The organism is Bacillus altitudinis (assembly GCF_001191605.1).
In the GTDB taxonomy this organism is placed as follows: Bacteria; Bacillota; Bacilli; order Bacillales; family Bacillaceae; genus Bacillus; species Bacillus altitudinis.
This window is the reverse complement of the sequence record NZ_CP009108.1, coordinates 3,111,902-3,137,907: the sequence shown is the minus strand read 5'-3', so window position 1 is coordinate 3,137,907 and position 26,006 is coordinate 3,111,902. Positions and strand designations below refer to the sequence as shown.

The following is a 26,006-nucleotide window of genomic DNA, read 5'->3' as shown; positions in this document are numbered from 1 at the left end:
AGGTGCTTGTGCGAGGTGTCTCATCACATTAATAGTTGAATTCAACGAAATCCTCCTGTAAGATGGTTATAGTATGTACTTTTAGTACTAGCCTATAAAAAAAGATAAATCCATACATAGGGGTGCAAATCCATGTTAAAAATTGAAGAGATTCATGAACTAATTAAATTAATTGACGAATCAACAATTGATGAATTTACGTACGAAAACGAAGGTGCAAAAATCAAGTTAAAGAAAAATAAAGAAGTCGTTCAGCAAGTTGCGGCACAAGCACCAGTGGCTCCTGTCCAAGCAGCTCCAGCTCAACAAGCTCCTAAAGCACAAGCTCCAGCTCAGACCGAAGCCCCTGCACAAGAGAAAGCCGCGTCTGAAAACCTGCATAAAATCACATCCCCAATGGTTGGCACATTTTACGCTTCTTCTTCACCAGAAGCAGATCCATATGTGACAACAGGTTCTAAAGTGAAGGAAAACTCAGTTGTATGTATCGTTGAAGCGATGAAACTGTTTAATGAAATCGAAGCAGAAGTAAAAGGCGAAATCGTCGAAGTATTAGCTGAAAACGGTCAGCTTGTAGAATTCGGACAACCCCTCTTTCTAGTGAAAGCAGAGTAAGGAGTACGATCATGATTAAAAAGCTATTAATTGCAAACAGAGGAGAAATCGCAGTTAGAATCATCCGTGCTTGTAAAGAGCTTGGAATTGAAACAGTTGCGGTATTTTCTGAAGCGGATCGTGATGCGCTGCATGTTCAAATGGCTGATGAAGCATATTGCATCGGACCGACTGCTTCAAAAGATAGTTATTTAAATGTAACAAATATTGTCAGTGTGGCAAAACTAACAGGTACAGATGCCATCCATCCAGGATATGGTTTCCTTGCTGAAAATGCAGACTTTGCAGAGCTTTGCGAGGAATGTAATGTCATCTTTGTTGGACCAACTGCGTCAGCAATTTCCAAAATGGGAACGAAAGATGTGGCAAGAGAAACAATGAAGCAAGCTGGTGTTCCAATTGTCCCTGGTTCTCAAGGAATTGTAAAAGATCTTGATGATGCTGTTTCAACAGCAGCTGGTATTGGGTATCCTGTCATTATTAAAGCAACTGCAGGGGGCGGTGGTAAAGGTATCCGTGTGGCTCGCACAGAAGAAGAGCTCATTAACGGTGTCACCATCACGCAGCAGGAAGCAGCACAAAACTTCGGGAACCCAGGTGTCTATTTGGAGAAATTCATTGAAGACTTTAGACACGTTGAAATTCAAGTCCTTGCTGATCAGCATGGGAATACCATTCACTTAGGTGAACGTGATTGTTCTATCCAAAGAAGAATGCAAAAGCTTCTGGAAGAAACGCCATCACCTGCACTAAATGCAGATATTCGTGAGCAAATGGGTGAAGCTGCCGTAAAAGCAGCCGAAGCTGTTGAATACACAGGTGCCGGAACGGTTGAATTCATTTACGATTATAATGAAGAGAAGTTTTACTTCATGGAAATGAATACACGTATCCAAGTAGAGCATCCTGTAACGGAAATGGTCACTGGTGTTGATTTGATCAAAGAACAGATCAAAGTAGCTTCAGGTGAAAAGCTTTCCCTTACGCAAGAGGATGTCGTATACGAAGGCTGGGCGATTGAATGTCGTATTAACGCAGAGAACCCTGAGAAAAACTTCATGCCTTCTGCTGGTGAAATTAAAATGTACCTTCCGCCAGGCGGTTTAGGAGTACGTATTGATTCTGCCGCTTATCCTGGTTATGTGATTCCGCCATATTACGATAGTATGATTGCGAAAGTGATCACATATGGTAAAACGAGAGAAGAAGCAATAGCAAGAATGAAACGTGCGCTTCAAGAATTCGTCATTGAAGGAGTCTACACAACGATTCCATTCCACCTCAGATTACTAGAGCACGAAACATTTGTGAGCGGTAATTTTAATACGAAGTTTTTAGAAACGTATCAAATTATGAAATAATAACAGCTTTCGGAGGTGAATGATCGTGTCAGAAAACAATTTGCTTGAAATGAACCTTGATGAAGATCAATTGGGAAAAGTGCAAATTGCGCCAGAAGTGATTGAAGTCATTGCTGGGATCGCTGCATCAGAGGTCGAAGGAATTGCGGAAATGCGCGGCAACTTCGCTGCTGATGTGGCAGAACGCTTTGGGAAGAAAAATCACCGTAAAGGTGTGAAAGTAGATGTCTCTGATGAAGGCATCACAATTGATGTGTATTGTGTGGTTGAATTTGGCCTATCCATTCCAAAGGTATCCACTGCTGTTCAAGAAAATATCCGTCAAACCCTTTTAAACATGACGGCCTTAACGATTAATGAAATCAACATTCATGTCGTCGGCATTCAATTTGATACAAAAACAGCTGAAGCTGAAGTTGATCAAGAAATGTAAAAATGGTTGAAGTGAAACCAAGGAGGCATTGCCTCTTTGGTTTTTTAAAGCCCATTTTTGGGAAAATTCCACATGATGATTACGTCACGCATGGAGTGATTCGTTTTTCGTCACAGCTCGCATGGATCTTGGTGCGACTGCGGTCAAAATATGTTATGATCTCTGTATGGCTTAACGACAAGCGGATAAAGTGGTTAAAGGAGTAAATAATGAAAAGAAGAACTGCAAGAGAAAAGGCGCTACAAACATTATTTCAAATTGATGTCAGCAATATTGATCCGAAAGACGCCATTACACATGCGCTGGATGAACAAGAATCAGATCCTTTTTTCGAGGAACTGGTTTTCGGTGTGCTCGAACAAAAGGACAAGCTCGATGACATGATTTCACAGCATCTTGTGAATTGGAAACTTGATCGTATTGCGAACGTAGACAGAGCCATTTTAAGGCTGTCTGTGTACGAAATGGTATATCAAGAAGATATCCCGGTGAGTGTTTCAATGAATGAAGCCATTGAACTTGCTAAATTGTTCGGTGACGATAAGGCGCCGAAATTTGTAAATGGTGTACTTTCAAACATTAAAAACGACCTAAAGCAGTAATAGGAGGATTCGACATGACAGCAACAATCATCGATGGGAAAGAAACAGCAAAAGAAAAGCGTGAACAATTAGCAAAAGAAGTAGAAGAGCTAAAACAAAAAGGAGTCACACCTGGTCTTGCCGTTATTCTAATCGGTGATGATCCGGCTTCACTTTCTTACGTACGCGGGAAGAAAAAAGCAGCAGAAGCCATGGGCATGCATTTCCAGCTTGATCATTTAGATGCTTCTTTAACAGAAGAGGAATTGCTAAAGATGATTGATCAGCACAATGCAAATGATCAATTCCACGGAATTCTTGTTCAGCTTCCACTGCCAAAACATATTTCTGAAAAAGCCGTCATTGAACGAATTTCACCAGAGAAAGACGTAGATGGTTTTCATCCGCTGAATATCGGGAAAATGCTACTTGGAGAAGACACATTCCTCCCTTGCACACCAGCTGGTATTGTTGAATTATTGAACAAAACAGGTGTGGATCTCTCTGGAAAAGAAGTGGTCGTTGTAGGACGAAGCAATATCGTCGGCAAACCAGTTGGACAATTGCTATTAAACGAAAATGCAACCGTCACCTACTGTCATTCAAGAACGGCGAACATTTCAGAACATACGTTAAAAGCGGACATTTTAGTTGTTGCCGTCGGTCGAGCAAACTTTATTAAAGCTGACCAAATTAAAGAAGGCGCGATTGTCATTGATGTAGGAGTCAATCGTCTAGAAACGGGGAAACTTGTAGGGGACGTTGACTTTGAAGCAGCAAAAGAAAAAGCTTCTTACATCACACCAGTCCCTGGCGGAGTGGGTCCAATGACAATTACGATGCTTGCACACAATACGGTTAAATCAGCAAAACGTACATTATCATAAGCTTGATCCATTCATCCACCTGCGTGCTGCCGGTGGATGAATGTGCGTTTTTGAAGAGGAGGAATACGTCATGAGTGAAAAAGCCTTTGTGACGGTCACAGCCCTTACAAAATACATAAAAAGAAAATTTGATGTTGACCCTCATTTAGAAGATATTTGGATCAAAGGTGAGTTATCAAATGTGAAGATTCATTCAAGAGGTCATGTTTATTTCACCTTAAAGGACGAAAATGCACGTATGCAAGCTGTTATGTTCCAGCGCTCCGCGTCCAAGCTGCCTTTTTCACCAAAGAGCGGAATGAAAGTGTTCGTACGTGGCGGAATTCAAGTCTACGAACCGAGCGGAAGCTATCAATTATATGCAAAAGAAATGCAGCCTGATGGTGTTGGTGCTCTTCATCTTGCCTATGAAGAGCTGAAGAAGAAACTAGCAAGTGAAGGCTTATTTGATGAGCGCTATAAAAAAACAATTCCTGAATTTCCAGAGGTTGTTGGTGTCATTACATCCCCAACAGGAGCAGCTGTTCGAGATGTCATTACCACGATCAATCGGCGCTATCAGCAGGCCAAGATCATTGTGCTTCCGGCATTAGTCCAAGGAGAAAATGCTCCGCGTTCGATTGTGGAACGGATTAAAGAAGCCAATGAAAAACAGCTTTGTGATGTCTTGATTGTCGGGAGAGGCGGAGGATCGATTGAAGAACTTTGGGCCTTTAATGAAGAAGCAGTCGCAAGAGCGATCTTCGCATCAGACATTCCAATCATTTCTGCAGTTGGGCACGAAACAGACTTTACCATTAGTGATTTCACTGCAGACATGAGAGCACCCACACCAACAGGAGCAGCAGAACTAGCTGTTCCAAGCACCGCTGATTTAATTGAACGAATCAAATCAATCGACATTCGGTTAACAAGAGCGGTAAAAAATCGAACGTCACAAGCAAAAGACCGTCTTGTGGCACTTCAATCCTCTTATGCTTTCCGTTTTCCAAAGCGATTACAAGAGCAAAAAGAGCAGCAATTTGATATGGTATTTGATCGTTTTCAAAAACAGCTGACAAGACAAATGGAACAAAAACGCAGTCAACTTGACCGCCAAACATATAGACTGAAGCCGCTTCATCCAAAAGAGCAGCTGCTTCAGGCGAAAAAACGTCACGCCAATGAAACAGAACAGCTCGTTCGGAGCATGAATGTGCAAATGAAAACAATTCATTCGCAGTTCCAATCGGTTCTTGGTAAACTAAATGCATTAAATCCGCTTCAAGTCATGGAAAGAGGCTATAGTTTAGCCTATAAAGAAGATGAGCTCATTAAAAGTGTGAATCAAGTAGAAACGAAGGATCAACTGACGATTACAATGAAGGATGGACGTCTGATTTGTGAGGTTATTGAGAAGGAGGGCAATCATCATGACAGAATCAAATAAACAAAAAGAAGAACAAATGACATTTGAAGAGGCCATGAAAGGACTTGAAGAGATTGTGGGAAAGCTCGAAGAAGGCGATGTACCGCTTGAACAAGCCATCCACTATTTCCAAGAGGGTATGACACTCTCAAAACTTTGCCATGAAAAATTACAGCATGTTGAAAAGCAAATGGATTTCATTTTAAAAGAGGACGGTGAACTGGCTCCTTTTTCAGTGAAGGAGGCAGATGCTGGTGACAAGTAACTTAAACGAATTTTTAACAACACGAAAACAAGCAATTGAAGATTATTTATTTACATATGTGCAGGAATTGTCTATTCCAGAAGAGCTGAAATCTTCTATGCTTTATTCTCTGAAAGCTGGCGGAAAAAGACTGCGTCCTGTGCTTGTTCTTGCTCTTTTAAATGCGTATGGAAAAAGGGAAGAAGACGGTATACCAGTAGGCTGCGCAGTGGAAATGATTCATACGTATTCCTTGATACATGATGATCTTCCTTGTATGGACGATGATGATCTGCGCAGAGGAAAGCCGACCAACCATAAAGTATACGGCGAGGCAACAGCTGTTCTTGCAGGTGATGCGCTGCTCACTGAAAGCTTCCGTCTGATCACATCGCAATTATCTGACGATGTACCTGCTGATCAAAAGCTTCGAATCATCGATGAACTTGTTACATCAGCAGGTGCACTCGGAATGGTTGGCGGGCAATTTGATGATATGGAAGCAGAACAGAAACAAATCCCTCTTTCTGAATTAGAATCGATTCATGCCCGCAAAACAGGAAAGCTACTCACCTTTAGTGTGGTTGCTGGTGCGATACTGGCAGGTGCACCTGATGATGAGATCGAAAAGCTGAGAGAATTCAGCTATCATATTGGCATTGCTTTTCAAATCCGTGATGATATTTTAGATCTTGAAGGCAGCGAAGAGAAAATAGGAAAGCGGATCGGCTCCGATACAGCAAATGAAAAGTCGACATATCCTTCTTTATTAACGCTTTCAGGAGCAAAAGAAAAGCTGGATGAACATATCACTCGTGCGAAAGAAATTGTCTCAAATCTTGAGTTGGAGCAAAACTTGCTGCATGATTTATGCGATCTGATTGCCTCACGAGATCACTAAAAACAGCCTAGATTTGAGGGTCCTCGAGCAATTGTGGTAAACTGTAAACAGTTTATCATGATGAGACAACTCTTATTCCTGAATTGGTTTTCATAGGAATAAGGCATTATATATGTAGATAGAAATTTTGTTGAAAGCGAGTTGATCCTGATTGGATCTTTTATCAATAAAAAATCCAACGTTTCTAAAAGGAATGTCAAATGCAGAATTAGAGGAGCTTAGTGCGGACATTCGCACGTTTTTAATTGAGTCGTTAGCGAACTCTGGTGGGCACATTGGTCCAAACCTTGGTGTCGTTGAACTTACTGTTGCACTTCACAAAGTATTTGACAGCCCGAAAGACAAATTTCTTTGGGATGTTGGACATCAGTCTTACGTTCACAAGCTGTTAACTGGAAGAGGCGCCGAGTTTGATACACTTCGTCAATATAAAGGGCTCTGCGGTTTCCCTAAACGAAATGAAAGTGAACATGATGTTTGGGAGACTGGACACAGTTCAACCTCATTATCTGGTGCAATGGGAATGGCGGCAGCGCGTGACATTAAAGGAACAGATGAATACATTCTCCCGATTATCGGTGATGGTGCACTAACCGGCGGTATGGCGTTAGAAGCACTGAACCATATCGGGGATGAAAAAAAAGACATGATTGTGATCTTAAACGACAATGAAATGAGTATTGCACCAAACGTTGGTGCGATCCATACAATGCTTGGCAGACTACGTACAGCTGGTAAATACCAATGGGTAAAGGACGAGCTTGAATACTTATTCAAGCGTATCCCAGCAGTAGGCGGGAAGCTTGCTGCAACAGCAGAACGTATCAAGGACAGTCTGAAGTATTTGCTTGTCTCTGGTATGTTCTTTGAGGAAATGGGCTTTACTTACTTAGGACCAGTAGATGGACATTCCTATGAAGATTTGTTTGAGAATCTTGAGTACGCAAAGAAAACAAAAGGCCCGGTTCTCCTTCATGTCATCACGAAAAAAGGAAAAGGCTATAAGCCGGCCGAATCTGATAAGATCGGCACATGGCACGGAACAGGACCATACAAAATCGACACAGGTGACTTTGTGAAACCGACAGCAGCCGCACCGTCATGGAGTGGTCTCGTCAGTGAAACCGTCAGAAAGCTGGCACGGGAAGATGGGCGAATTGTCGCAATTACACCTGCAATGCCCGTTGGCTCAAAGCTTGAAGGGTTTGCAAAAGAATTCCCAGAGCGAATGTTTGATGTTGGAATTGCAGAGCAGCACGCTGCAACAATGGCAGCTGGACTTGCTACACAGGACATGAAGCCATTTTTAGCGATTTATTCAACGTTCCTCCAAAGAGCTTATGACCAAGTGCTGCATGATATTTGCCGTCAAAATCTCAATGTGTTCATTGGAATTGACCGTGCAGGTCTTGTCGGTGCAGATGGAGAAACGCATCAAGGTGTGTTTGACATTGCTTTCATGCGTCATATGCCGAATATGGTTCTCATGATGCCAAAGGATGAAAATGAAGGACAGCATATGGTCAACACAGCCATTCAATATGATGATGGTCCAATCGCCATGCGCTTCCCGCGTGGAAATGGACTAGGCGTCAAAATGGATGAACAGCTGAAAACCATCCCAATTGGTTCTTGGGAAGTTCTTCGTCCCGGGAAAGATGCTGTCATTTTAACATTCGGTACAACCATTAAAATGGCGCTGCAGGCAGCAGAAGAACTGCAAAAAGAAGGAAAATCAATTCGTGTTGTCAATGCACGTTTCATTAAGCCTCTTGATGAAGGCATGTTAAATGAGATACTGTCTGAAGGTTTGCCAATTTTAACAATAGAAGAAGCGGTGCTTCAGGGTGGATTTGGCAGCAGCGTATTAGAATATATTCACGATAAAAAAGCGTCTCATATAAAAGTAGAACGTATGGGCATTCCAGATGAATTTATTGAGCATGGAAGTGTCGATGCGCTACTTGAGGAAATTGGACTGACGAAAACACAGGTTGCTGAAACGTTACGTGACCTGCTTCCCGCAGCACCAAGAAAAGGAATTGGATCATGACATCAAAGAAAGAACGACTTGACGTTTTATTAGTCGAACAAGGACTAATGGAAACGAGAGAGAAAGCAAAACGCGCCATTATGGCAGGGATCGTTTACTCAAATGAAAACCGTTTGGATAAGCCAGGAGAAAAAATCGCTCGTGATACCCCGCTGACTGTGAAGGGGAATCCGCTGAAATATGTCAGCCGAGGTGGGCTAAAGCTCGAAAAGGCACTTCAAGAATTTGATTTAACCGTTGAAGGAAAGCTTTTAATTGATATCGGCTCATCAACAGGGGGATTTACAGATTGCGCACTCCAAAATGGAGCAGTCAAATCCTATGCTGTGGATGTTGGCTACAATCAGCTTGCGTGGAAATTACGACAGGATGATCGGGTGATCGTCATGGAACGCACCAACTTCCGCCATTCTGTTCCGGCAGATTTCACCGAAGGATTACCAGAGGTTGCATCTATTGATGTATCATTTATCTCGCTCAAACTCATTCTGCCCGCATTAAAGCATATTCTTATCCCAGGCGGCGACTGTATTGCGCTAGTGAAGCCGCAGTTTGAAGCGGGCAGAGAGCTTGTTGGAAAAAAAGGCATTGTGCGAGAACCTTCTGTACATCTTGGTGTGCTAGAAGAAATGAATCAATTTGCTGCAAAAGAAGGCTATGATGTAAAGGATGTTTCGTTTTCACCCATTACAGGCGGAGATGGAAATATCGAATTTCTCCTCCACTTGGTCCTGCATCCCGATCAAGAAGAGAATACGGCACTTCCAGTATCTGAACTTGAAAAAGTCGTCAAAGAAGCCCATGCCGTATTGAAAGAAAAGAAAAACAGTCCTGAGCCGGCTGACACATGAATTATTGAAACAAAAGGAATAATAGCTCGCTATTATTCCTTTTTACATGGTCAAAAGATCAGAATTGACCGTTTCTCACGTAATGCTTGTTTTTTGAAGTGTGCATCATATAACATAGAACGTAAAGACAAACTGAGATTCTAACGTCTAGGGGGGTCAAAATGAACAAAGGTCAAAGACATATTAAGATTAGAGAAATTATCGCAAGCCAAGAAATCGAAACACAAGACGAATTAGTCGATATTTTGAAAGCGGATGGATATAACATCACACAGGCGACCGTATCAAGAGATATCAAAGAACTGCATTTAGTCAAAGTGCCAACAAATAACGGAACATATAAATACAGCCTTCCTGCAGATCAGCGGTTTAACCCGCTATCAAAATTAAAGCGTTCCTTAATGGACGCATTTATTAAAATGGATGCTGCCAGTCATTTAATCGTTCTAAAAACAATGCCTGGGAACGCTCAAGCCATCGGTGCTTTAATGGATAATTTAGATTGGGAAGAAATTATGGGAACCATTTGTGGGGATGATACCATCTTAATCATTTGCCGCACGCCAGATGATACGGATACCGTTTCGTCTAAAATTTTAGAACTTCTATAAAGAGATCAGGTTTACAAAAAGAGGTGTCAAATGAGTGTTAGCAGAACTAACCATTAAAAACTTTGCAATCATTGAGGAGTTAACGGTTTCGTTTGAAAAAGGACTCACAGTTCTAACAGGGGAAACAGGTGCCGGAAAATCAATCATGATTGACGCTGTCTCACTTCTCGTAGGGGGAAGAGGATCATCCGAATTTGTCCGTTATGGTGAAAAAAAAGCAGAGCTGGAAGGTCTTTTTCTTGTACCAGCAGATCATCCTGTATTTGCTCTTTGCGAGGAGCAAGGAATTGATGCATCTGATGAAATGATGATTCTTCGCCGTGATATCAATCAAAGCGGGAAAAGCATTTGCCGCATTAATGGTAAGCTTGTCACCATCTCGCTTTTAAGAGAAGTTGGCCGGCTTTTGCTTGATATACATGGACAGCACGATAATCAGCTGTTAATGGAAGATGAAAATCATTTACATTTGCTTGATCAATTTGGAGCAGAAGAAATTGCACCTGCTCTCTCGCAGTATCAAGAAGCGTATGATCAATATATGAAGACGGCGCAAAAACTCAAACAGCTGTCTGAAAATGAACAGGAAATGGTTCACCGGTTAGACTTATTGCAATTTCAGCTGGAAGAGATTGAAGCGGCACAATTAGAGCCTGGGGAAGATGAGAAGCTTCAAGAGGAACGTCATCAAATCAGCAATTTTGAAAAAATCTTTTCCTCACTTCAAAACGCATATAATGCTCTGCGTAATGAGCAGGGAGGACTTGATTGGGTTGGGATGGCTTCAAGCGAGCTTGAGCAAGTTTCTGAGATCAACGACGATCTGAAAAAGCTCTCTGAGCAAGTCTCAAACTCCTATTATTTATTAGAAGATTCTACTTTTCAAATGCGCAGCATGCTTGATCAATTAGAATTTGACCCAGCCCGTCTTGATTTTATTGAGTCTAGACTAAATGAGATGAAGCAGCTGAAGCGAAAATACGGCACAACCGTTGAGGAAATTTTAGAATATGCGGCTAAGATTGAAGAGGAGATAGACCAAATCCAAAATCGAGACAGCCATTTGCAGACACTTAAAAACAAACTTGATGCGATAAGCCGGGATGCATTGCTTGAAGCGCTTAACGTGTCAGAGCTCCGTAAAAAATGGGCGAAAAAACTGGCGAAGCACATTCAAGCTGAATTGAAGGATTTATATATGGAGAAGTCTTCTTTTGATACCGCTTTTTCGATTCGATATGCACCTTTTGGCAGTACGGACTGCCCGCTTTTAGATGGAAAACCCGTACAGCTCGGGAAAAACGGCATAGATCAAGCGCAATTTGTCATTTCAACAAATCCGGGTGAACCGATGAAATCTTTGTCAAAAGTAGCATCTGGAGGAGAAATTTCACGTGTCATGCTGGCAGTGAAAAGTATTTTCTCAGCGAAACAAGAAGTGACGTCCATTATATTTGATGAAGTGGATACGGGCGTTAGCGGCAGAGTCGCACAAGCCATTGCTGAAAAAATTTATAAAGTAGCAGCAGGCTCACAAGTACTCTGTATTACCCATCTGCCGCAAGTCGCAGCAATGGCTGATACACATCTTTTTATTTCTAAACGCGCTAAAGCTGGCAGAACAATGACGAACGTCAAACCACTCAGTGATGATGAAAAAGTGAGTGAAATTGGCCGAATGATTGCTGGTGTAGAAGTCACTGAGCTCACAAAACAGCATGCAAAAGAATTACTGCACCAAGCAAATGATGTCAAAACGACAGGGTAGCTGAAACAACAGCTGCCTTTTTTATATTGTCTCATATTCGCCGTATATACGCATGAAATTGTCTTTTTCTTTTATCAATTTATCCAATCATTTTCTAAAGGTGTCGCTTATAAATCCTCGCTAAGAAGGCAAAAGTAAAGATGTAGCCAAAACATTAATGTTCTGGTGTGGGTAAGGAGCGAGGAGAGTGAAAAATGAATGCCCGAAAAGATGAGAAAAGCCATTGGTGTGATTCTCCTTGTTTCTTTAATAAGTACAGGGTTTATGAGCATAGTGAAGGAATATATCAGCATTCCAACAACTGTCGCAGTATTTGAACACGAGAAGCATTCGATTGATACATCCATTGAAGCGTCAGCCAATGCTTCTTCACCAGCCTTTAGTCTTTCAGAGAAAAAGAATCAACTTGAAGTAACGGGACAAAAGGCGGGAAAAGCCGAAATTGTTTATGATTTTAAAGGATTTCCTATTAAGAAAACAAAAGTCGATGTTCTTCCCGAATTAAAAGTCATTCCTGGAGGACAATCCATTGGCGTCAAACTCCACTCTGTCGGAGTTCTCGTTGTCGGTTTTCATCAAATCACAACAGCAGACGGCAAAAAATCACCAGGTGAAGCCGCAGGCATTCAATCAGGGGATATGATCATTGAGATCAATGGTCACAAAATGGAGAAGATGAATGACCTCACCCCATTTATTCAGAAAGCCGGAAAAACGGGGGAAACCCTTCATTTACTCATAAAAAGAGACCATAAAACCTTTCAAACGACATTAACACCCGCGAAAGATGCAAGTGAAGGTACTTATCGAATCGGTCTTTATATTCGTGATTCCGCAGCAGGAATCGGGACGATGACCTTCTTTGAACCATCTTCTAAAAAATATGGCGCCCTTGGGCATGTGATTTCTGACATGGATACAAAAAAACCAATCGTGGTCGACAATGGTGAAATTGTCAGATCAACCGTCACATCCATTGAAAAAGGGACAGGAGGCAACCCTGGAGAAAAATTGGCCAGGTTTTCTTCCGAAAGAAAAACGATAGGTGATATTTCACGTAACAGTCCATTCGGTATATTTGGTACATTAACCGAAAAACTTGAAAATCATGTAGCAGACAAACCACTTCCAGTTGCATTATCAAATGAAGTAAAAGAAGGTCCAGCCGAAATATTAACGGTTGTGGACCATGATAAAGTAGAGAAATTTGATATTAAAATCGTCAGCACAACACCGCAAAAATTCCCGGCAACAAAAGGAATGGTGCTTAAAGTAACGGATGAGCGCTTATTAAGCAAAACGGGCGGGATCGTTCAAGGAATGAGCGGAAGTCCGATCATCCAAAATGGCAAAGTCATTGGAGCGGTCACTCACGTGTTCGTCAATGACCCGACAAGCGGATACGGCGTACACATTGAATGGATGCTGTCAGAAGCAGGAATTGATCTTTATCAAAAAAACAAAAAAGTAAGCTGACGAAAAACTGCCGCGAATCTTCCGGCAGTTTTTTTCTACCCTTTCTTTCTCTTCCATCATGTTATAAAATAAGGAAAAAGAGATTTTTCGACAAAATGGAAAACAGTGTATTGTCAAATTGCAATAATCGTCGATTCATTAAGAAAAACGTAGAAAAAGCTAGATAATGCTCTATTATTCGGAAAATTAAACTTTTTTAAAGGGGATAGCATGGTTTTGTCGAATTGAACACTCAGAAGAGAAATGCAAAAGACTAAGGAATCGACATTGGGGAGGAAAGAACGTGGAGAAAATTAAAGTGTGTGTAGCTGATGACAATCGAGAACTTGTTGGCCTTTTGACAGAGTATATTGAGGGACAGGAAGATATGGAAGTACTTGGCGTGGCGTATAATGGTCAGGAATGTCTGACATTATTTAAAGATAAAGAGCCCGACGTTCTCCTCTTAGATATTATCATGCCTCATTTAGACGGTCTTGCTGTACTGGAACGCCTCCGTGAAAACAATGAAATGACCAAACAGCCAAGTGTCATTATGCTGACGGCTTTCGGACAAGAAGACGTAACGAAAAAAGCAGTCGATTTGGGCGCATCCTATTTCATTTTGAAACCATTCGATATGGAAAACCTCGTAGGTCATATTCGTCAAGTCAGTGGAAACGGCACACAAGTCAGCCATCGATCTTCATCTATCCAAAACAGTGTTCTTCGCAGCAAACCTGAACCGAAACGTAAGAACTTAGATGCGAGCATTACGACGATTATTCATGAGATTGGCGTGCCAGCTCATATTAAAGGCTATTTATACTTAAGAGAAGCCATTTCGATGGTGTACAATGATATTGAACTACTCGGCAGTATTACAAAAGTATTGTACCCAGACATTGCAAAGAAATTTAACACGACAGCCAGCAGGGTAGAACGAGCGATTCGTCATGCCATTGAAGTGGCTTGGAGCAGAGGGAATATTGACTCCATTTCGTCACTCTTTGGCTACACAGTCAGCATGTCAAAAGCCAAACCGACCAATTCCGAATTTATTGCCATGGTGGCTGATCGTCTGCGTTTAGAGCATAGAGCAAGCTAAGTCACCTTCCATAAAAAAACGTTTCTTCAATGAGGCGTTTTTTTATTTTCGTAAAATATTGCTAAAAAATGGTTATGTTGATAAAATCATCTTTAATGTTTAAATTGGACAAACGGGCCGCTTTATTTTCAGAATAAAATGAAAAATAAAGCATGAAAGAAATGAATAGGACATAAAATAGTGGTAATCAGCTACGCTAATCAATTGGCTTATAGAAGAAGAAAACGCTCATTCGTAAGAAAAAGGATGAGAGGAAAAGGTCTTATGTAATTAGTAAATAAAGTAAATGAGATCGAAAGTTCTATTTCTATTGACCTGATTGGTTGGCGTTTTAAAGTCACTGGCTTCTTAGAGATTGTGCCATTTGAACTGAATATTCCCATTGTCGAATTTAATAATTTTCACATTCTTTTACTATGCTATAATAATGAAAAGAAGAGGGTGAGGTTATGGGAAAGCTGAAAATCCACTCTGCTGAGGTTGCGAACGAAATTAGCAAGTGGACGAGGGTCATTTCTCAGAATGACCTAGAAAAATCTGCTATCTATAAAGAGAAAATTCAGAATTTGCTAAAAAATACAGATGAGGATCGAGAAGTTCTTCTTTATTATCAGCTAGTCGACGGCAGACATGAAATGTTACTTGGAAATATTGAAAAAGCCAATCAGATTATGAAAAGTGTCGGAACGCTGGATGAAAAAGCAGATGACATTATTAATTTTTATTTTTACTTTTATAAAGGCCAATATGCTGCCTATGTCAAAAAATATGATGAGGCGATTAGTTTTTATAAGATTGCTGAGCAGCGGCTAAAACGTGTGAATGAAGATCTTGAAGTCGGAACTTTTCATCATAAAGTCGCTTCCATTTATTACGAACTGAAGCAAAATTTCATTTCCATTAATCATATTAAAAAAGCCATTGATACGTTTAAAGCGCATGAGGAATATACCGCACAGGCGATTGACAGCTTGATCTTACATGCGAGCAACTGTATTGATTTACTACAGTTTGATGAAGCTGAGGAAAAGTACCAAGAGGCACTTGAGAAAAGTAAGCGCATCAACAATGAAGTGCTGATTGGGAAGTGCTATCACAATTTAGCGGTTCTTTATTACGCAAAACATGATTATGAAAAAAGTGCGCAATACGCCAAAAAAGGGATGAGCATTCAAATTCATCGCGACAATAGCCATTATTTCATCCAATCTTTATATGTTCTCGCAAATGCCTTAGTTCATTTAGGAGATCATGAGGCGAAAGAATATATTAAAGAGGGGATTCAATATAGCTGTGATATCCAAAATAATGAATATATAGTAAAATTTGAAATTTTGGATTTGATGTGCGAAAATAGTGGAGCAGCAGACGTATTCTCTGAAAAATTAGACTACATAGAAAAAAATAGATTATATGTGGAGCTTGAGGATTTGTCTGAACAAATATCGAAATACTTCAAGGAACGAAATGATTATCAAAATGCCATTCGTTTTCTTGAAAAGAAATTCGATGCGCAAATACTTCAAAAGAAAGTGGAGGTTATCTTATGAAAAAGTTGTTGTTAGGTGTAACAATCGTTACAGCAGTCGCAGTTGTTTCTTCCCTTTTTGCTCTTGACGCAGAGACGACAGAGCAAGCCATCAGAGCGATTACGTGATCGAATTTACCTGTCAACCTCTTCTCTCTTATTAGAAGAGGTTTTTTTATGTGCTCAAACTGGCAAAACGAAAAAAGACACGTCATAATATAGGTAATCATCATATTTAGAGGTGGCATATGACGAAAATTTTTGCACATAGAGGCTTTAAAGGAAACTATCCAGAGAACACCATGATTGCCTTTGAGCACGCACTCCATTCTGGAGCGGATGGAATTGAGCTTGATGTTCAGCTCACCAAAGACGGCAGGCTGGCTGTCATTCACGATGAAAAGCTGAACCGAACGACCAATATGAAAGGGTTAGTGAAAGACTATACATATGAAGAGTTAAAAAGAGGAGATGCCAGTCATTCTTTCTATGAAGAAACGGGTGCGGTCTCCATTCCTCTTTTAGAAGAAGTATTAGAGCTAGTGACGCAGAGATCATCCTTTATGATCAACATTGAATTAAAAAACTCTATTTATCGATATCCAGGGATTGAAGAGAAAGTAAAAGAGCAAATTGAGCACTTTCAAATAGAGGATCGAGTGCTTGTCTCATCATTTCATCACGGCAGCTTAGCTCTTTTTCACAAACTGATGCCGCACATTGAACTGGCGGTCCTCACGATGGATGTGATTCATCAACCGGAGATGTATTTAAAAACAATCCCGGCAAAGGGCTACCATCCGAATATAAAGGGCGCTGGGGTGACAAAAGAAGTAGTATCCGCTCTCCATGCGGACCAACAAGTGATTAGACCGTTTACTGTAAACAGTGAGAAGCAAATAAAAAATATGTTGACCTTGGGTGTTGATGGAATCTTTACAGATTTTCCTGATCGAGCCGTCAAAATAAGAGAAGAAATGAAATAAAGACCCGCTATCAACAGCGGGTCTTTTTCATGATTACCTTTGCTTAAAACGAGTTGTTACTTTATTTCGTTTACGGTCCCTATATAAAATAAATCCTGCAACAACATAAAGACCTCCCCCTAAAAATAACAACCCTGCAATTCCTTGCAGCCATAAATATGGAAATGGTGCAATGATGATGCCGAAAACAGTGTCACGCAGCAGCTTAATGCCAAGTGCTGCAAAGGCTCCAGGTATTAAAATAATCACTAATGCCAGTATTCTCCCCATCAAATGTCCCCTTAAACGTCATTTACTTCCATTGTCTAATTCAAAAAATATTTTGTCAAGAAAGGAAAACGTGGTAATATAGGTGTTGTGCAATTTTTTGCAACGGAAAAATATGGTGTGCAAAATTTTTCATATAAAGGGGTAACGGGATGCAGAGAGTCTTGATTGTCGGTGCAGGGCAAGGTGGATCAGCACTGCTTGAAACATTGCTGAAAACAAATACGGTTCAAATCATTGCGATCGCCGACCTTGATCTCGAGGCACCGGGGATGGATGAAGCGAAAAAGAATGGAATTGAGACGACGACGGATTGGAAAGAATACATAAAAGATGACATTGATATCATCATTGAAACCACAGGCAGTTCTGCTGTACTGAAAGAATTAATTGAACAAAAACCAGAGCATGCTGTGATTGTGCCAAGCTCGATGGCATACGTCATGTCAGAATTAATGGCAGAGAAACAACAGCTTATTCAAATATTGAAGGAACAAACCTATAAACATGACCGCATCTTTAATGCAACGAATGATGGCATGATTTTTATTAATATGGATGAAGAAGTGGTCCTGTTTAATCGATCGGCTGCCAAAATGGTGGGATGCTCGCAAAAGGATGCGATTGGTCGTCACATTCGAGAAGTGATTCCGAACACGAAACTTCCCGATATATTAAGGTCAAGGGAGCCGGAATTTAATCAAAAGCAATTTTTGAATCAGCAAATTCAAATTGTGACCACCCGTCTGCCGATTATTGATGACGCGGGGAGAATGTTAGGTGCTTTATCCATCTTTAAAGACATTACAGATGCGGTGGAGCTTGCGGAAGAAGTGACAAACCTCAAAGAAGTAAGAACGATGCTTGAGGCGATTATTCAATCATCAGATGAAGCCATATCGGTTGTCGATGAGCAGGGGAAAGGTATTTTGATCAACCGTGCTTATACGAAAATGACCGGTTTAACGGATAAAGAGGTCGTGGGTAAACCAGCAGGAGCTGATATTTCCGAAGGGGAAAGCATGCACTTAAAGGTGCTTGAAACAAGAAGACCTGTTCGAGGCGTCAGAATGAAGGTTGGTCCAAACAAAAAAGATGTCATCGTCAATGTAGCACCTGTTATTGTTGACGGCATTCTAAAAGGCAGTGTCGGGGTCATTCACGATGTATCCGAAATCCAATCATTGACGAATGAATTAAATAAAGCAAGACAGCTCATCCGAACACTTGAAGCAAAGTACACATTTGAAGACATTATTGGAGAAAGTGAACAAATGCTTGTCGCACTTGAGCAGGCAAAGCTGGGCGCAAAAACGCCGGCAACCATTTTACTCCGCGGAGAATCAGGTACTGGGAAAGAGCTGTTTGCGCATGCCATTCACAATGAAAGTGATCGCAAGTACAACCGCTTTGTCCGTGTCAACTGTGCTGCCTTATCAGAAACTCTTTTAGAGTCAGAACTGTTTGGCTACGAGGAAGGAGCGTTTTCTGGTGCAAGGCGTGGCGGGAAAAAAGGGCTGTTTGAAGAAGCCAATCAAGGCAGCATCTTTTTAGATGAAATCGGTGAAATGACGCCAAATACACAAGCGAAATTGCTGCGTGTCATGCAAGAAAAAGAAATTGTTCGGGTAGGCGGAACGAAAGCGATACCGGTCGATGTGCGTGTGATCACAGCGACAAATGTCAATATTGAAAAGGCGATGGCAGAAGGTAAGTTCAGAGAGGATTTATATTATCGAATGAACAGATACCCGATATCGATTCCACCACTCAGACAGCGTCTCGAAGATATTGAATCATTAAGTAAACGCCTCATTCAGAAGATCAATTTAGACTATGGGCGAAACGTCAGCGGCTTAACAGATCGTGCGCTTAATAGACTTCGATCATATAGCTGGCCAGGCAACGTGAGAGAGCTTGAAAATGTGCTTGGACGAGCTATGATCTTTTTGAATCCGCAAGAAGAATGGATCGATGAAGCACATATCGCCTTCATGGAGTCAGAAGAGCATGAGGAAAAAGAGCAGCAGGAACTGGCTGTTAGTCAATTTGAGGGTGAGACGCTCTCGGATGCTGTAGAAGCATTTGAAGCGCAGCTGATCAAACAAACCCTTGAAAAACATCAATTCAATCGTACAAAAACAGCGAAAACGTTAGGGATCAGCATTCGAAATCTTTACTATAAAATGGATAAGTATCAGCTTGCAAAAGATAGCATGCAGTAACATGCATGTAACCTGCAAGAAATTGCATGATTTCTTTGCGAAAAGGCTTATTTTTCACACATTTCAAGCTGGCACGGAACTTGCATATAAAAAGAGGAACCGAGCACAAGGAAAGGTGGGCAAGTATGAAGCTTGACGATCTGATTATCAAAGCCTCGCAGCTGCAGAATAAAACAGCGGCTGTGGCTCATGCAGAAGACGAAGAAGTGCTTCATGCCATCAAAATGGCAATCGAACGAAAAGTCGCTCGCTTCCTGCTGGTTGGAAACAAACGCAACCTAAAGGAGCTAGTCAAACAGCATGAGATCAATGAAGACTGGATAGATATTATTCATTCAGATTCACCCGAAGAATCTGCCAAAATTGCCGTTCAGGCAGTAAGTGAAAATCATGCAGATATTCTCATGAAGGGGCATGTCCCGACAGCCGTACTGTTAAAAGCTGTCCTAAATAAAGAATATGGGCTTCGGACAGCGAGTGTCCTTTCACATGTTGCAGCCTTCGAAGTACCGGGCTTTGACCGTTTTATCTATGTGACGGACTCTGCGATGAACATTGCGCCTGATTTAAATATGCTGAAAGAAATTACGGTGAATTCCGTTCAAGTCGCACAAGCTGTCGGAAATGATATGCCCAAAGTGGCGGTATTATCAGCGGTAGAAGTCGTAAACCCAGCGATGGATTCGACACTCACAGCTGCAAGCCTTGCGCAAATGAATCGAAGAGGTCAAATTTCTGGCTGCCTGATTGATGGGCCGCTTGCTTTAGATAATGCCATTTCTCAAACGGCAGCTTCTCATAAAAATATTACGAGTGATGTGGCTGGTCATGCTGATATTTTGCTTGTGCCAACCATTGAAGCAGGCAACATTCTTTATAAATCTCTCATCTACTTTGCTCATGCAAAAGTGGGGGCTGTGGTGGCAGGAGCGAAAGCACCGATTGCTTTAACAAGCCGGTCTGATTCAGCTGAAAGCAAGCTCTATTCAATTGCACTTGCCATCTGTACATCAAATTAAGTGAAAGTATTAGGAGGAATAGAAAATGGAACTTTTTAAATATATGGAACGATACGATTATGAACAGCTTGTATTTTGTCAGGATGAACAGTCTGGTTTAAAAGCCATCATTGCCATTCATGATACAACACTTGGGCCAGCACTCGGCGGAACAAGAATGTGGACATATGAAAATGAAGAAGCAGCTATCGAAGATGCCTTGCGTCTTGCAAGAGGTATGACTTATAAAAATGCGGCGGCAGGGCTTAACCTTGGTGGCGGTAAAACGGTCATCATTGGTGATCCGAGAAAAGACAAGAATGAAGAAATGTTCCGTGCTTTTGGCCGTTACATTCAAGGATTAAATGGCCGTTATATCACCGCTGAAGATGTCGGTACAACGGTAGAAGATATGGATCTTATCCATGAAGAAACAGACTTTGTCACAGGCATCTCTCCTGCATTTGGTTCTTCAGGAAATCCATCTCCAGTGACTGCTTACGGTGTATATAAAGGGATGAAAGCAGCTGCAAAAGCAGCATTCGGTACAGATTCATTAGAAGGAAAAACAATTGCCGTTCAAGGTGTTGGAAACGTGGCTTACAACCTATGTAAACACCTGCATGAAGAAGGCGCACAGCTCATCGTCACTGATATCAACAAAGACTCAGTTCAGCGAGCTGTAGAAGACTTCGGTGCAAAAGCGGTAGACCCTGATGATATTTATGATCAAGAATGTGATATTTACGCACCATGTGCACTCGGTGCAACCATTAACGATGTGACGATTCCTAAATTAAAGGCAAAGGTCATCGCAGGTGCAGCGAATAACCAGCTGAGAGAAACTCATCATGGAGATCTTATTCATGAAATGGGCATTGTGTACGCACCGGATTATGTGATCAATGCAGGCGGTGTGATTAACGTTGCAGATGAGCTTTATGGCTATAATGCAGATCGTGCAATGAAAAAAGTAGAAGGCATTTACCAAAACATTGAGCGAGTGATTGAAATCTCTAACCGTGATGCCATTCCAACTTATAAAGCGGCAGACCGATTGGCTGAAGAGCGAATTGAAAGAATGCGCAAATCAAGAAGCCAATTCCTGCAAAATGGTCAACATATTTTAAGTCGTCGCTAAATGGATGAATGAGTTGAAACGGAGGTTTTGTTTTTGCTGACAAAAGAATGGCGTATTCTCACGATTAATCCTGGCTCTACCTCAACAAAAATCGGTGTGTTTCATAATGAACGATCTATTTTTGAAACGACATTAAGACATACAGATGAGGAAATCAAGCAGTTTCCTCATATCATTGATCAATTTTCATTCCGTAAAGAAACCATTTTGAAAACACTGCATGAACAGGGGATGAACATCTCAAAGTTTGATGCAGTTTGCGCACGCGGTGGTCTTCTTCGTCCGATTGAAGGTGGCACATATGAAGTAAATGAGCAAATGGTTGAAGATCTAAAAGAAGGGTATGCTGGCCAGCACGCCTCTAATCTAGGCGGAATTATTGCCCGAGAAATTGCACTTGGCCTTAACATCCCAGCTTTTATTGTTGATCCCGTAGTCGTAGATGAACTACAGCCAATTGCTCGTATTTCAGGACTGCCAACAATTGAGCGGAAAAGCATTTTTCATGCGTTAAATCAAAAAGCAGTCGCAAGAAAAACGGCTGCTTCGTTTGGAAAACGTTATGAAGATTTGAACATGATCATTACCCATATGGGCGGCGGAATTACGATTGGTGTACATCAAAAAGGAAAAGTCATTGATGTGAATAACGGTCTTCATGGTGAGGGTCCTTTCAGCCCAGAGCGGGCAGGTACTCTCCCAACAGGTGACCTTGTCAATTTATGCTTTTCTGGTGAATATTCGCAAGAGGAAATGCTCAAACGCATTATTGGCGAAGGCGGTCTTGCGGGCTATCTTGGCACGACAGATGCAGTAAAAGTAGAGCGAATGATTGAAGCAGGCGATGAGCGTGCGGCGCTTATTTATGAAGCGATGTGCTATCAAATTGCCAAAGAAATTGGTGCGGCTAGTGCGGTTTTAAAAGGAGCTGTTGACGTCATAGTGTTAACAGGTGGCCTTGCATACAGCAAACAAATTACATCAAGCATTAGAGGATACATTGACTGGATTTCAGATGTTGTTGTGTACCCAGGCGAAAATGAATTGCAATCCTTAGCAGAAGGAGCGCTTCGCATTTTAAAAGAAGAAGAATCACCAAAAGAATACCCAAATGATCAAAAGGCGGAGAAAGGAGTGACAAGTCATGGCAACTGAATATGACCTCGTCATTCTTGGTGGAGGCACAGGCGGCTATGTAGCGGCCATTCGTGCCTCTCAACTTGGATTGAAAACAGCAGTCGTAGAAAAATCAAAGCTCGGTGGAACATGTCTTCATAAAGGCTGTATCCCATCTAAAGCGCTGCTTAGAAGTGCAGAAGTCTATCAAACGGTCAAACGTGCCGCTGATTTTGGCGTTGAAGCAAGCGGAATTGCCTTACAATTTGCAAGCGTACAAAAAAGAAAAACAGAGATTGTCGACAAATTAGCAGGCGGCGTCAAACACTTAATGAAACAAGGAAAAATTGATGTATACGAAGGAATAGGCCGTATCCTAGGCCCTTCGATTTTTTCGCCAATGCCGGGCACCATCTCGGTAGAAATGGCGAATGGCGATGAAAATGAAATGCTGATTCCTAAGCAGGTCATCATTGCGACTGGATCAAGACCGCGCGTCCTGCCCGGACTTGAAGCGGATGGAACACACATCCTTACATCAGACGAAGCACTTGAACTGCAAGAACTCCCTCAGTCCATGCTGATTGTCGGCGGAGGCGTGATTGGGATCGAATGGGCTTCCATGCTTAACGATTTTGGCGTAAAAGTCACAGTGATCGAATTTGCAGATCGCATTTTGCCAACAGAGGATCAAGATATTTCTAAAGAAATGGAAAAGCTTTTAACGAAAAAGGGCATCACCTTAGTGACAAATGCGAAGGTTCTGCCAGATACTGCAGAAAAGCATGAGAATCTGGTCAAGATCCAAGTGGAACAAGGTGGAGACACTCAGTCGTTTGAAGCAGAGAAACTGCTTCTTTCAGTTGGCCGAGTGCCAAACGTGGAAGGCATAGGTCTTGAAAACACGGACATCCAGACAGAAAATCATGGCATTGTCGTGAATGAGCATTACCAAACGAAAGAGTCGCATATTTACGCAATAGGTGATGTCATTGGCGGTCTTCAGCTGGCGCATGTCGCATCACATGAAGGCATGATTGCAGTAGAACATATGGCTGGTCAAGATCCAAAGCCGCTTGATGAAACGCTCGTGTCTAAATGTGTGTACTCTCACCCAGAAACCGCTAGCGTTGGACTGACTGAACAGGCGGCAAAAGAGCAAGGCTACGAAGTCAAGATTGGGAAGTTTCCCTTTATGGCCATCGGAAAAGCGCTTGTATTTGGAGAGTCTGATGGATTTGTCAAAATCATTGCTGACCAAAAGACAGATGATATCTTAGGGATTCATATGATTGGTCCTCATGTAACAGATATGATATCTGAAGCTGGATTAGCCAAAGTATTAGATGCAACTCCGTGGGAAGTGGGACAGACGATCCACCCGCATCCAACCTTGTCAGAGGCAATTGGCGAGGCAGCACTGGCTGTTGACGGAAAGGCGATCCATTTTTAATCAAGGAGGGAAACATGATGAGTAACATGCGTCATCAGGAATTAGGATTATCAGATGAACAAGCGATTGACATATATAGAACCATGCTTTTAGCAAGAAAAATTGATGAACGGATGTGGCTTTTAAACCGTTCTGGAAAAATTCCATTCGTCATCTCTTGTCAAGGACAGGAAGCGCAGCAAGTCGGTGCCGCTTTTGCCCTCAATAGGGAAGAGGATTACGTTTTACCTTATTACCGTGATATGGGGGTTGTCCTTGCATTCGGGATGACGGCGAAAGATTTAATGATGTCTGGTTTTGCGAAAAAAGACGATCCAAACTCAGGCGGGAGACAGATGCCAGGTCATTTTGGGCAAAGATCAAACCGAATTGTGACTGGATCATCGCCTGTGACAACACAGGTTCCTCATGCGGTTGGCATCGCACTTGCCGGGCGTCTAGAGCAAAAGAATTTTGTTAGCTTTGTCACGTTCGGTGAAGGCTCTTCAAACCAAGGAGACTTTCACGAAGGCGCCAACTTTGCTGCGGTGCATAAGCTGCCTGTTATTTTCATGTGTGAAAACAATAAGTATGCGATTTCTGTCCCGTATGACAAACAAGTGGCATGTGAGCGTATTTCAGATCGTGCAATAGGGTACGGAATGCCGGGTGTGACGGTTGATGGAAATGATCCGCTTGAAGTGTATGCAGCGGTCAAAGAAGCGAGAGACCGTGCGGCAAGAGGCGAAGGCCCAACATTGATTGAAACCATTTCTTACCGGTTAACTGCGCATTCAAGTGATGACGATGATTCTAGTTATCGAGAAAAGGAAGAAGTGCTCGAAGCAAGAAAGAAAGATCCGCTCATTCAATATGAAACGTACTTAATCGAAGGAAATGTCATGACTTCTGAAATGAAAGAAGAGATGACAAAAGAAATCATGCAAATCGTAAACGAAGCCACTGATGAAGCGGAAAACGCAGCTTATGCCGATGCAGAAAGCGCACTTCGTTACGTGTATGCGGAGTAAGGGGGAAGAAAAATGCCTGTTATGTCATATATAGACGCTATTACACTAGCGATGAAAGAAGAAATGGAGCGAGATCCGAAAGTGTTTGTGCTCGGAGAGGATGTCGGGAAAAAAGGCGGCGTATTTAAAGCAACAGCGGGTCTTTACGAGCAATTTGGAGAAGCGCGCGTCATGGATACACCTCTTGCCGAATCAGCGATTGCAGGTGTAGGTATTGGGGCTGCTATGTATGGAATGCGTCCGATCGCGGAGATGCAATTTGCGGATTTTATTATGCCAGCCATCAACCAAATCATTTCAGAGGCTGCAAAAATTAGATATCGTTCCAATAATGATTGGAGCTGCCCAATGGTCATTCGTGCTCCTTACGGGGGCGGCGTACACGGGGCGCTTTATCATTCACAATCGGTCGAAGCCATTTTTGCCAATCAGCCAGGCTTAAAGATTGTGATGCCTTCTACACCTTATGATGTCAAAGGGTTGTTAAAAGCCGCAGTGCGTGATCCAGATCCTGTATTGTTCTTTGAACACAAACGTGCATACCGTCTCATTAAAGGAGAAGTGCCTGAAGAGGATTATACGCTCCCTATTGGAAAAGCGGATGTGAAACGAGAAGGCGATGACATTACGGTCATTACATATGGCCTTTGTGTTCATTTTGCCCTCCAAGCAGCAGAGCGCCTTGCGAAGGACGGAATTTCTGCTCATATTCTCGATTTACGTACAGTGTACCCGCTTGATCAAGAAGCGATTATTGAAGCGGCATCAAAAACAGGGAAAGTACTCTTGTTAACAGAAGATACAAAAGAAGGAAGCATCATGAGTGAAGTAGCTGCCATCATTTCAGAGCACTGCTTGTTTGATTTAGATGCGCCAATTAAACGTCTAGCAGGACCTGATATCCCTGCAATGCCTTATGCACCGACAATGGAGAAATTCTTCATGGTTAATCCGGATAAGGTAGAAGCTGAAATGAGAGAACTAGCGGCGTTTTAAGAAAGAGGAG

24 protein-coding genes are annotated in these 26,006 nt (G+C 41.9%); 23 read left to right on the top strand and 1 reads right to left on the bottom strand.

Features of this window, described 5'->3' with window-relative positions; all coding sequences use genetic code 11:
• The first annotated feature begins 132 nt into the window (after positions 1-132).
• The 16 genes from accB to ID12_RS15690 all read left to right on the top strand — a co-directional run bounded on the left by accB (position 133) and on the right by ID12_RS15690 (position 16,790).
• Positions 133-615: an acetyl-CoA carboxylase biotin carboxyl carrier protein gene (gene accB, locus ID12_RS15765; protein ID WP_008342216.1), complete on the top strand. Its 483-nt coding sequence runs from the start codon at positions 133-135 to the stop codon at positions 613-615.
• 11 nt (positions 616-626) lie between these two features.
• On the top strand, positions 627-1,976 hold the full coding sequence (gene accC / locus ID12_RS15760) for an acetyl-CoA carboxylase biotin carboxylase subunit (protein ID WP_008342217.1): 1,350 nt from the start codon (positions 627-629) through the stop codon (positions 1,974-1,976).
• A gap of 25 nt (positions 1,977-2,001) precedes the next feature.
• Positions 2,002-2,409: an Asp23/Gls24 family envelope stress response protein gene (locus ID12_RS15755; protein ID WP_017357965.1), complete on the top strand. Its 408-nt coding sequence runs from the start codon at positions 2,002-2,004 to the stop codon at positions 2,407-2,409.
• A gap of 209 nt (positions 2,410-2,618) precedes the next feature.
• Positions 2,619-3,011 carry a transcription antitermination factor NusB gene (nusB, locus tag ID12_RS15750; protein ID WP_050827397.1) on the top strand — a complete coding sequence of 131 codons (393 nt, stop codon included), beginning with the start codon at positions 2,619-2,621 and terminating at the stop codon, positions 3,009-3,011.
• Positions 3,012-3,025: 14 nt separating this feature from the next.
• Positions 3,026-3,877 (top strand): bifunctional methylenetetrahydrofolate dehydrogenase/methenyltetrahydrofolate cyclohydrolase FolD, encoded by an 852-nt coding sequence (folD, locus tag ID12_RS15745; RefSeq protein WP_050827395.1) that lies wholly within the window; start codon positions 3,026-3,028, stop codon positions 3,875-3,877.
• A 70-nt stretch (positions 3,878-3,947) separates the two neighbouring features.
• Positions 3,948-5,306, top strand: a complete 1,359-nt coding sequence (gene xseA / locus ID12_RS15740; protein ID WP_017357964.1) for an exodeoxyribonuclease VII large subunit — start codon at positions 3,948-3,950, stop codon at positions 5,304-5,306.
• Complete coding sequence (locus ID12_RS15735) at positions 5,290-5,550, top strand: exodeoxyribonuclease VII small subunit (RefSeq protein ID WP_003215880.1); 261 nt, start codon at positions 5,290-5,292, stop codon at positions 5,548-5,550. The genes xseA and ID12_RS15735 overlap by 17 nt, the downstream gene beginning before the upstream one ends.
• Positions 5,534-6,430, top strand: a complete 897-nt coding sequence (locus ID12_RS15730) for a polyprenyl synthetase family protein (protein ID WP_206761467.1) — start codon at positions 5,534-5,536, stop codon at positions 6,428-6,430. Before ID12_RS15735 ends, ID12_RS15730 begins: the two co-directional genes overlap by 17 nt.
• Before the next feature lie 151 nt (positions 6,431-6,581).
• Positions 6,582-8,483, top strand: a complete 1,902-nt coding sequence (gene dxs / locus ID12_RS15725) for a 1-deoxy-D-xylulose-5-phosphate synthase (protein ID WP_048003502.1) — start codon at positions 6,582-6,584, stop codon at positions 8,481-8,483.
• Positions 8,480-9,334, top strand: coding sequence for a TlyA family RNA methyltransferase (locus ID12_RS15720; protein WP_007501164.1), 855 nt, complete (start codon positions 8,480-8,482; stop codon positions 9,332-9,334). Before dxs ends, ID12_RS15720 begins: the two co-directional genes overlap by 4 nt.
• Positions 9,335-9,495: 161 nt before the next feature.
• Entirely contained in the window at positions 9,496-9,945 is a 450-nt protein-coding gene (gene ahrC, locus ID12_RS15715) for a transcriptional regulator AhrC/ArgR (RefSeq protein WP_007501163.1), read from the top strand.
• Between the two features lie 34 nt (positions 9,946-9,979).
• Entirely contained in the window at positions 9,980-11,713 is a 1,734-nt protein-coding gene (gene recN / locus ID12_RS15710) for a DNA repair protein RecN (RefSeq protein ID WP_035390783.1), read from the top strand.
• 198 nt (positions 11,714-11,911) lie between these two features.
• Positions 11,912-13,189 carry a SpoIVB peptidase gene (gene spoIVB / locus ID12_RS15705; protein ID WP_050827393.1) on the top strand — a complete coding sequence of 426 codons (1,278 nt, stop codon included), beginning with the start codon at positions 11,912-11,914 and terminating at the stop codon, positions 13,187-13,189.
• Between the two features lie 283 nt (positions 13,190-13,472).
• Positions 13,473-14,276, top strand: a complete 804-nt coding sequence (gene spo0A, locus ID12_RS15700; RefSeq protein ID WP_008342226.1) for a sporulation transcription factor Spo0A — start codon at positions 13,473-13,475, stop codon at positions 14,274-14,276.
• Between the two features lie 449 nt (positions 14,277-14,725).
• Complete coding sequence (locus tag ID12_RS15695; protein WP_017367574.1) at positions 14,726-15,826, top strand: Rap family tetratricopeptide repeat protein; 1,101 nt, start codon at positions 14,726-14,728, stop codon at positions 15,824-15,826.
• Between the two features lie 226 nt (positions 15,827-16,052).
• The gene (locus tag ID12_RS15690; RefSeq protein ID WP_048003065.1) at positions 16,053-16,790 is read left to right on the top strand and encodes a glycerophosphodiester phosphodiesterase; all 738 of its coding nucleotides are present in this window, start codon (positions 16,053-16,055) and stop codon (positions 16,788-16,790) included.
• 33 nt (positions 16,791-16,823) lie between these two features.
• Here ID12_RS15690 and ID12_RS15685 read toward each other — a convergent pair whose 3' ends face one another.
• Complete coding sequence (locus ID12_RS15685) at positions 16,824-17,060, bottom strand: DUF2627 domain-containing protein (RefSeq protein WP_017357960.1); 237 nt, start codon at positions 17,058-17,060, stop codon at positions 16,824-16,826.
• 149 nt (positions 17,061-17,209) lie between these two features.
• Here ID12_RS15685 and ID12_RS15680 point away from each other — a divergent pair, with 149 nt between their 5' ends.
• The 7 genes from ID12_RS15680 to ID12_RS15650 all read left to right on the top strand — a co-directional run bounded on the left by ID12_RS15680 (position 17,210) and on the right by ID12_RS15650 (position 25,996).
• On the top strand, positions 17,210-19,282 hold the full coding sequence (locus ID12_RS15680) for a sigma-54 interaction domain-containing protein (protein ID WP_050827390.1): 2,073 nt from the start codon (positions 17,210-17,212) through the stop codon (positions 19,280-19,282).
• Between the two features lie 125 nt (positions 19,283-19,407).
• Positions 19,408-20,301 carry a phosphate butyryltransferase gene (yqiS, locus tag ID12_RS15675; protein ID WP_008342231.1) on the top strand — a complete coding sequence of 298 codons (894 nt, stop codon included), beginning with the start codon at positions 19,408-19,410 and terminating at the stop codon, positions 20,299-20,301.
• Between the two features lie 25 nt (positions 20,302-20,326).
• Positions 20,327-21,421, top strand: coding sequence for a branched-chain amino acid dehydrogenase (bcd, locus tag ID12_RS15670; protein ID WP_007501155.1), 1,095 nt, complete (start codon positions 20,327-20,329; stop codon positions 21,419-21,421).
• Positions 21,422-21,454: 33 nt separating this feature from the next.
• A complete protein-coding gene (gene buk / locus ID12_RS15665; protein ID WP_017357958.1) occupies positions 21,455-22,576 on the top strand; it encodes a butyrate kinase in 1,122 nt (373 codons plus the stop codon).
• Positions 22,566-23,990 (top strand): dihydrolipoyl dehydrogenase, encoded by a 1,425-nt coding sequence (gene lpdA, locus ID12_RS15660; protein ID WP_017367571.1) that lies wholly within the window; start codon positions 22,566-22,568, stop codon positions 23,988-23,990. The genes buk and lpdA overlap by 11 nt, the downstream gene beginning before the upstream one ends.
• A gap of 17 nt (positions 23,991-24,007) precedes the next feature.
• Positions 24,008-25,000 carry a thiamine pyrophosphate-dependent dehydrogenase E1 component subunit alpha gene (locus ID12_RS15655; protein ID WP_017367570.1) on the top strand — a complete coding sequence of 331 codons (993 nt, stop codon included), beginning with the start codon at positions 24,008-24,010 and terminating at the stop codon, positions 24,998-25,000.
• Between the two features lie 12 nt (positions 25,001-25,012).
• Positions 25,013-25,996: an alpha-ketoacid dehydrogenase subunit beta gene (locus ID12_RS15650; protein ID WP_007501148.1), complete on the top strand. Its 984-nt coding sequence runs from the start codon at positions 25,013-25,015 to the stop codon at positions 25,994-25,996.
• Positions 25,997-26,006: the final 10 nt, after the last annotated feature.

Coding starts and splice junctions, on each gene's coding strand:
- accB (WP_008342216.1), top strand. CDS start 133: ATGTTAAAAATTGAAGAGATTCATGAACTAATTAAATTAATTGACGAA.
- accC (WP_008342217.1), top strand. CDS start 627: ATGATTAAAAAGCTATTAATTGCAAACAGAGGAGAAATCGCAGTTAGA.
- nusB (WP_050827397.1), top strand. CDS start 2,619: ATGAAAAGAAGAACTGCAAGAGAAAAGGCGCTACAAACATTATTTCAA.
- folD (WP_050827395.1), top strand. CDS start 3,026: ATGACAGCAACAATCATCGATGGGAAAGAAACAGCAAAAGAAAAGCGT.
- xseA (WP_017357964.1), top strand. CDS start 3,948: ATGAGTGAAAAAGCCTTTGTGACGGTCACAGCCCTTACAAAATACATA.
- ID12_RS15735 (WP_003215880.1), top strand. CDS start 5,290: ATGACAGAATCAAATAAACAAAAAGAAGAACAAATGACATTTGAAGAG.
- ID12_RS15730 (WP_206761467.1), top strand. CDS start 5,534: ATGCTGGTGACAAGTAACTTAAACGAATTTTTAACAACACGAAAACAA.
- ID12_RS15720 (WP_007501164.1), top strand. CDS start 8,480: ATGACATCAAAGAAAGAACGACTTGACGTTTTATTAGTCGAACAAGGA.
- ahrC (WP_007501163.1), top strand. CDS start 9,496: ATGAACAAAGGTCAAAGACATATTAAGATTAGAGAAATTATCGCAAGC.
- spoIVB (WP_050827393.1), top strand. CDS start 11,912: ATGCCCGAAAAGATGAGAAAAGCCATTGGTGTGATTCTCCTTGTTTCT.
- ID12_RS15695 (WP_017367574.1), top strand. CDS start 14,726: ATGGGAAAGCTGAAAATCCACTCTGCTGAGGTTGCGAACGAAATTAGC.
- ID12_RS15690 (WP_048003065.1), top strand. CDS start 16,053: ATGACGAAAATTTTTGCACATAGAGGCTTTAAAGGAAACTATCCAGAG.
- ID12_RS15685 (WP_017357960.1), bottom strand. CDS start 17,060: ATGGGGAGAATACTGGCATTAGTGATTATTTTAATACCTGGAGCCTTT.
- ID12_RS15680 (WP_050827390.1), top strand. CDS start 17,210: ATGCAGAGAGTCTTGATTGTCGGTGCAGGGCAAGGTGGATCAGCACTG.
- yqiS (WP_008342231.1), top strand. CDS start 19,408: ATGAAGCTTGACGATCTGATTATCAAAGCCTCGCAGCTGCAGAATAAA.
- bcd (WP_007501155.1), top strand. CDS start 20,327: ATGGAACTTTTTAAATATATGGAACGATACGATTATGAACAGCTTGTA.
- lpdA (WP_017367571.1), top strand. CDS start 22,566: ATGGCAACTGAATATGACCTCGTCATTCTTGGTGGAGGCACAGGCGGC.
- ID12_RS15655 (WP_017367570.1), top strand. CDS start 24,008: ATGAGTAACATGCGTCATCAGGAATTAGGATTATCAGATGAACAAGCG.
- ID12_RS15650 (WP_007501148.1), top strand. CDS start 25,013: ATGCCTGTTATGTCATATATAGACGCTATTACACTAGCGATGAAAGAA.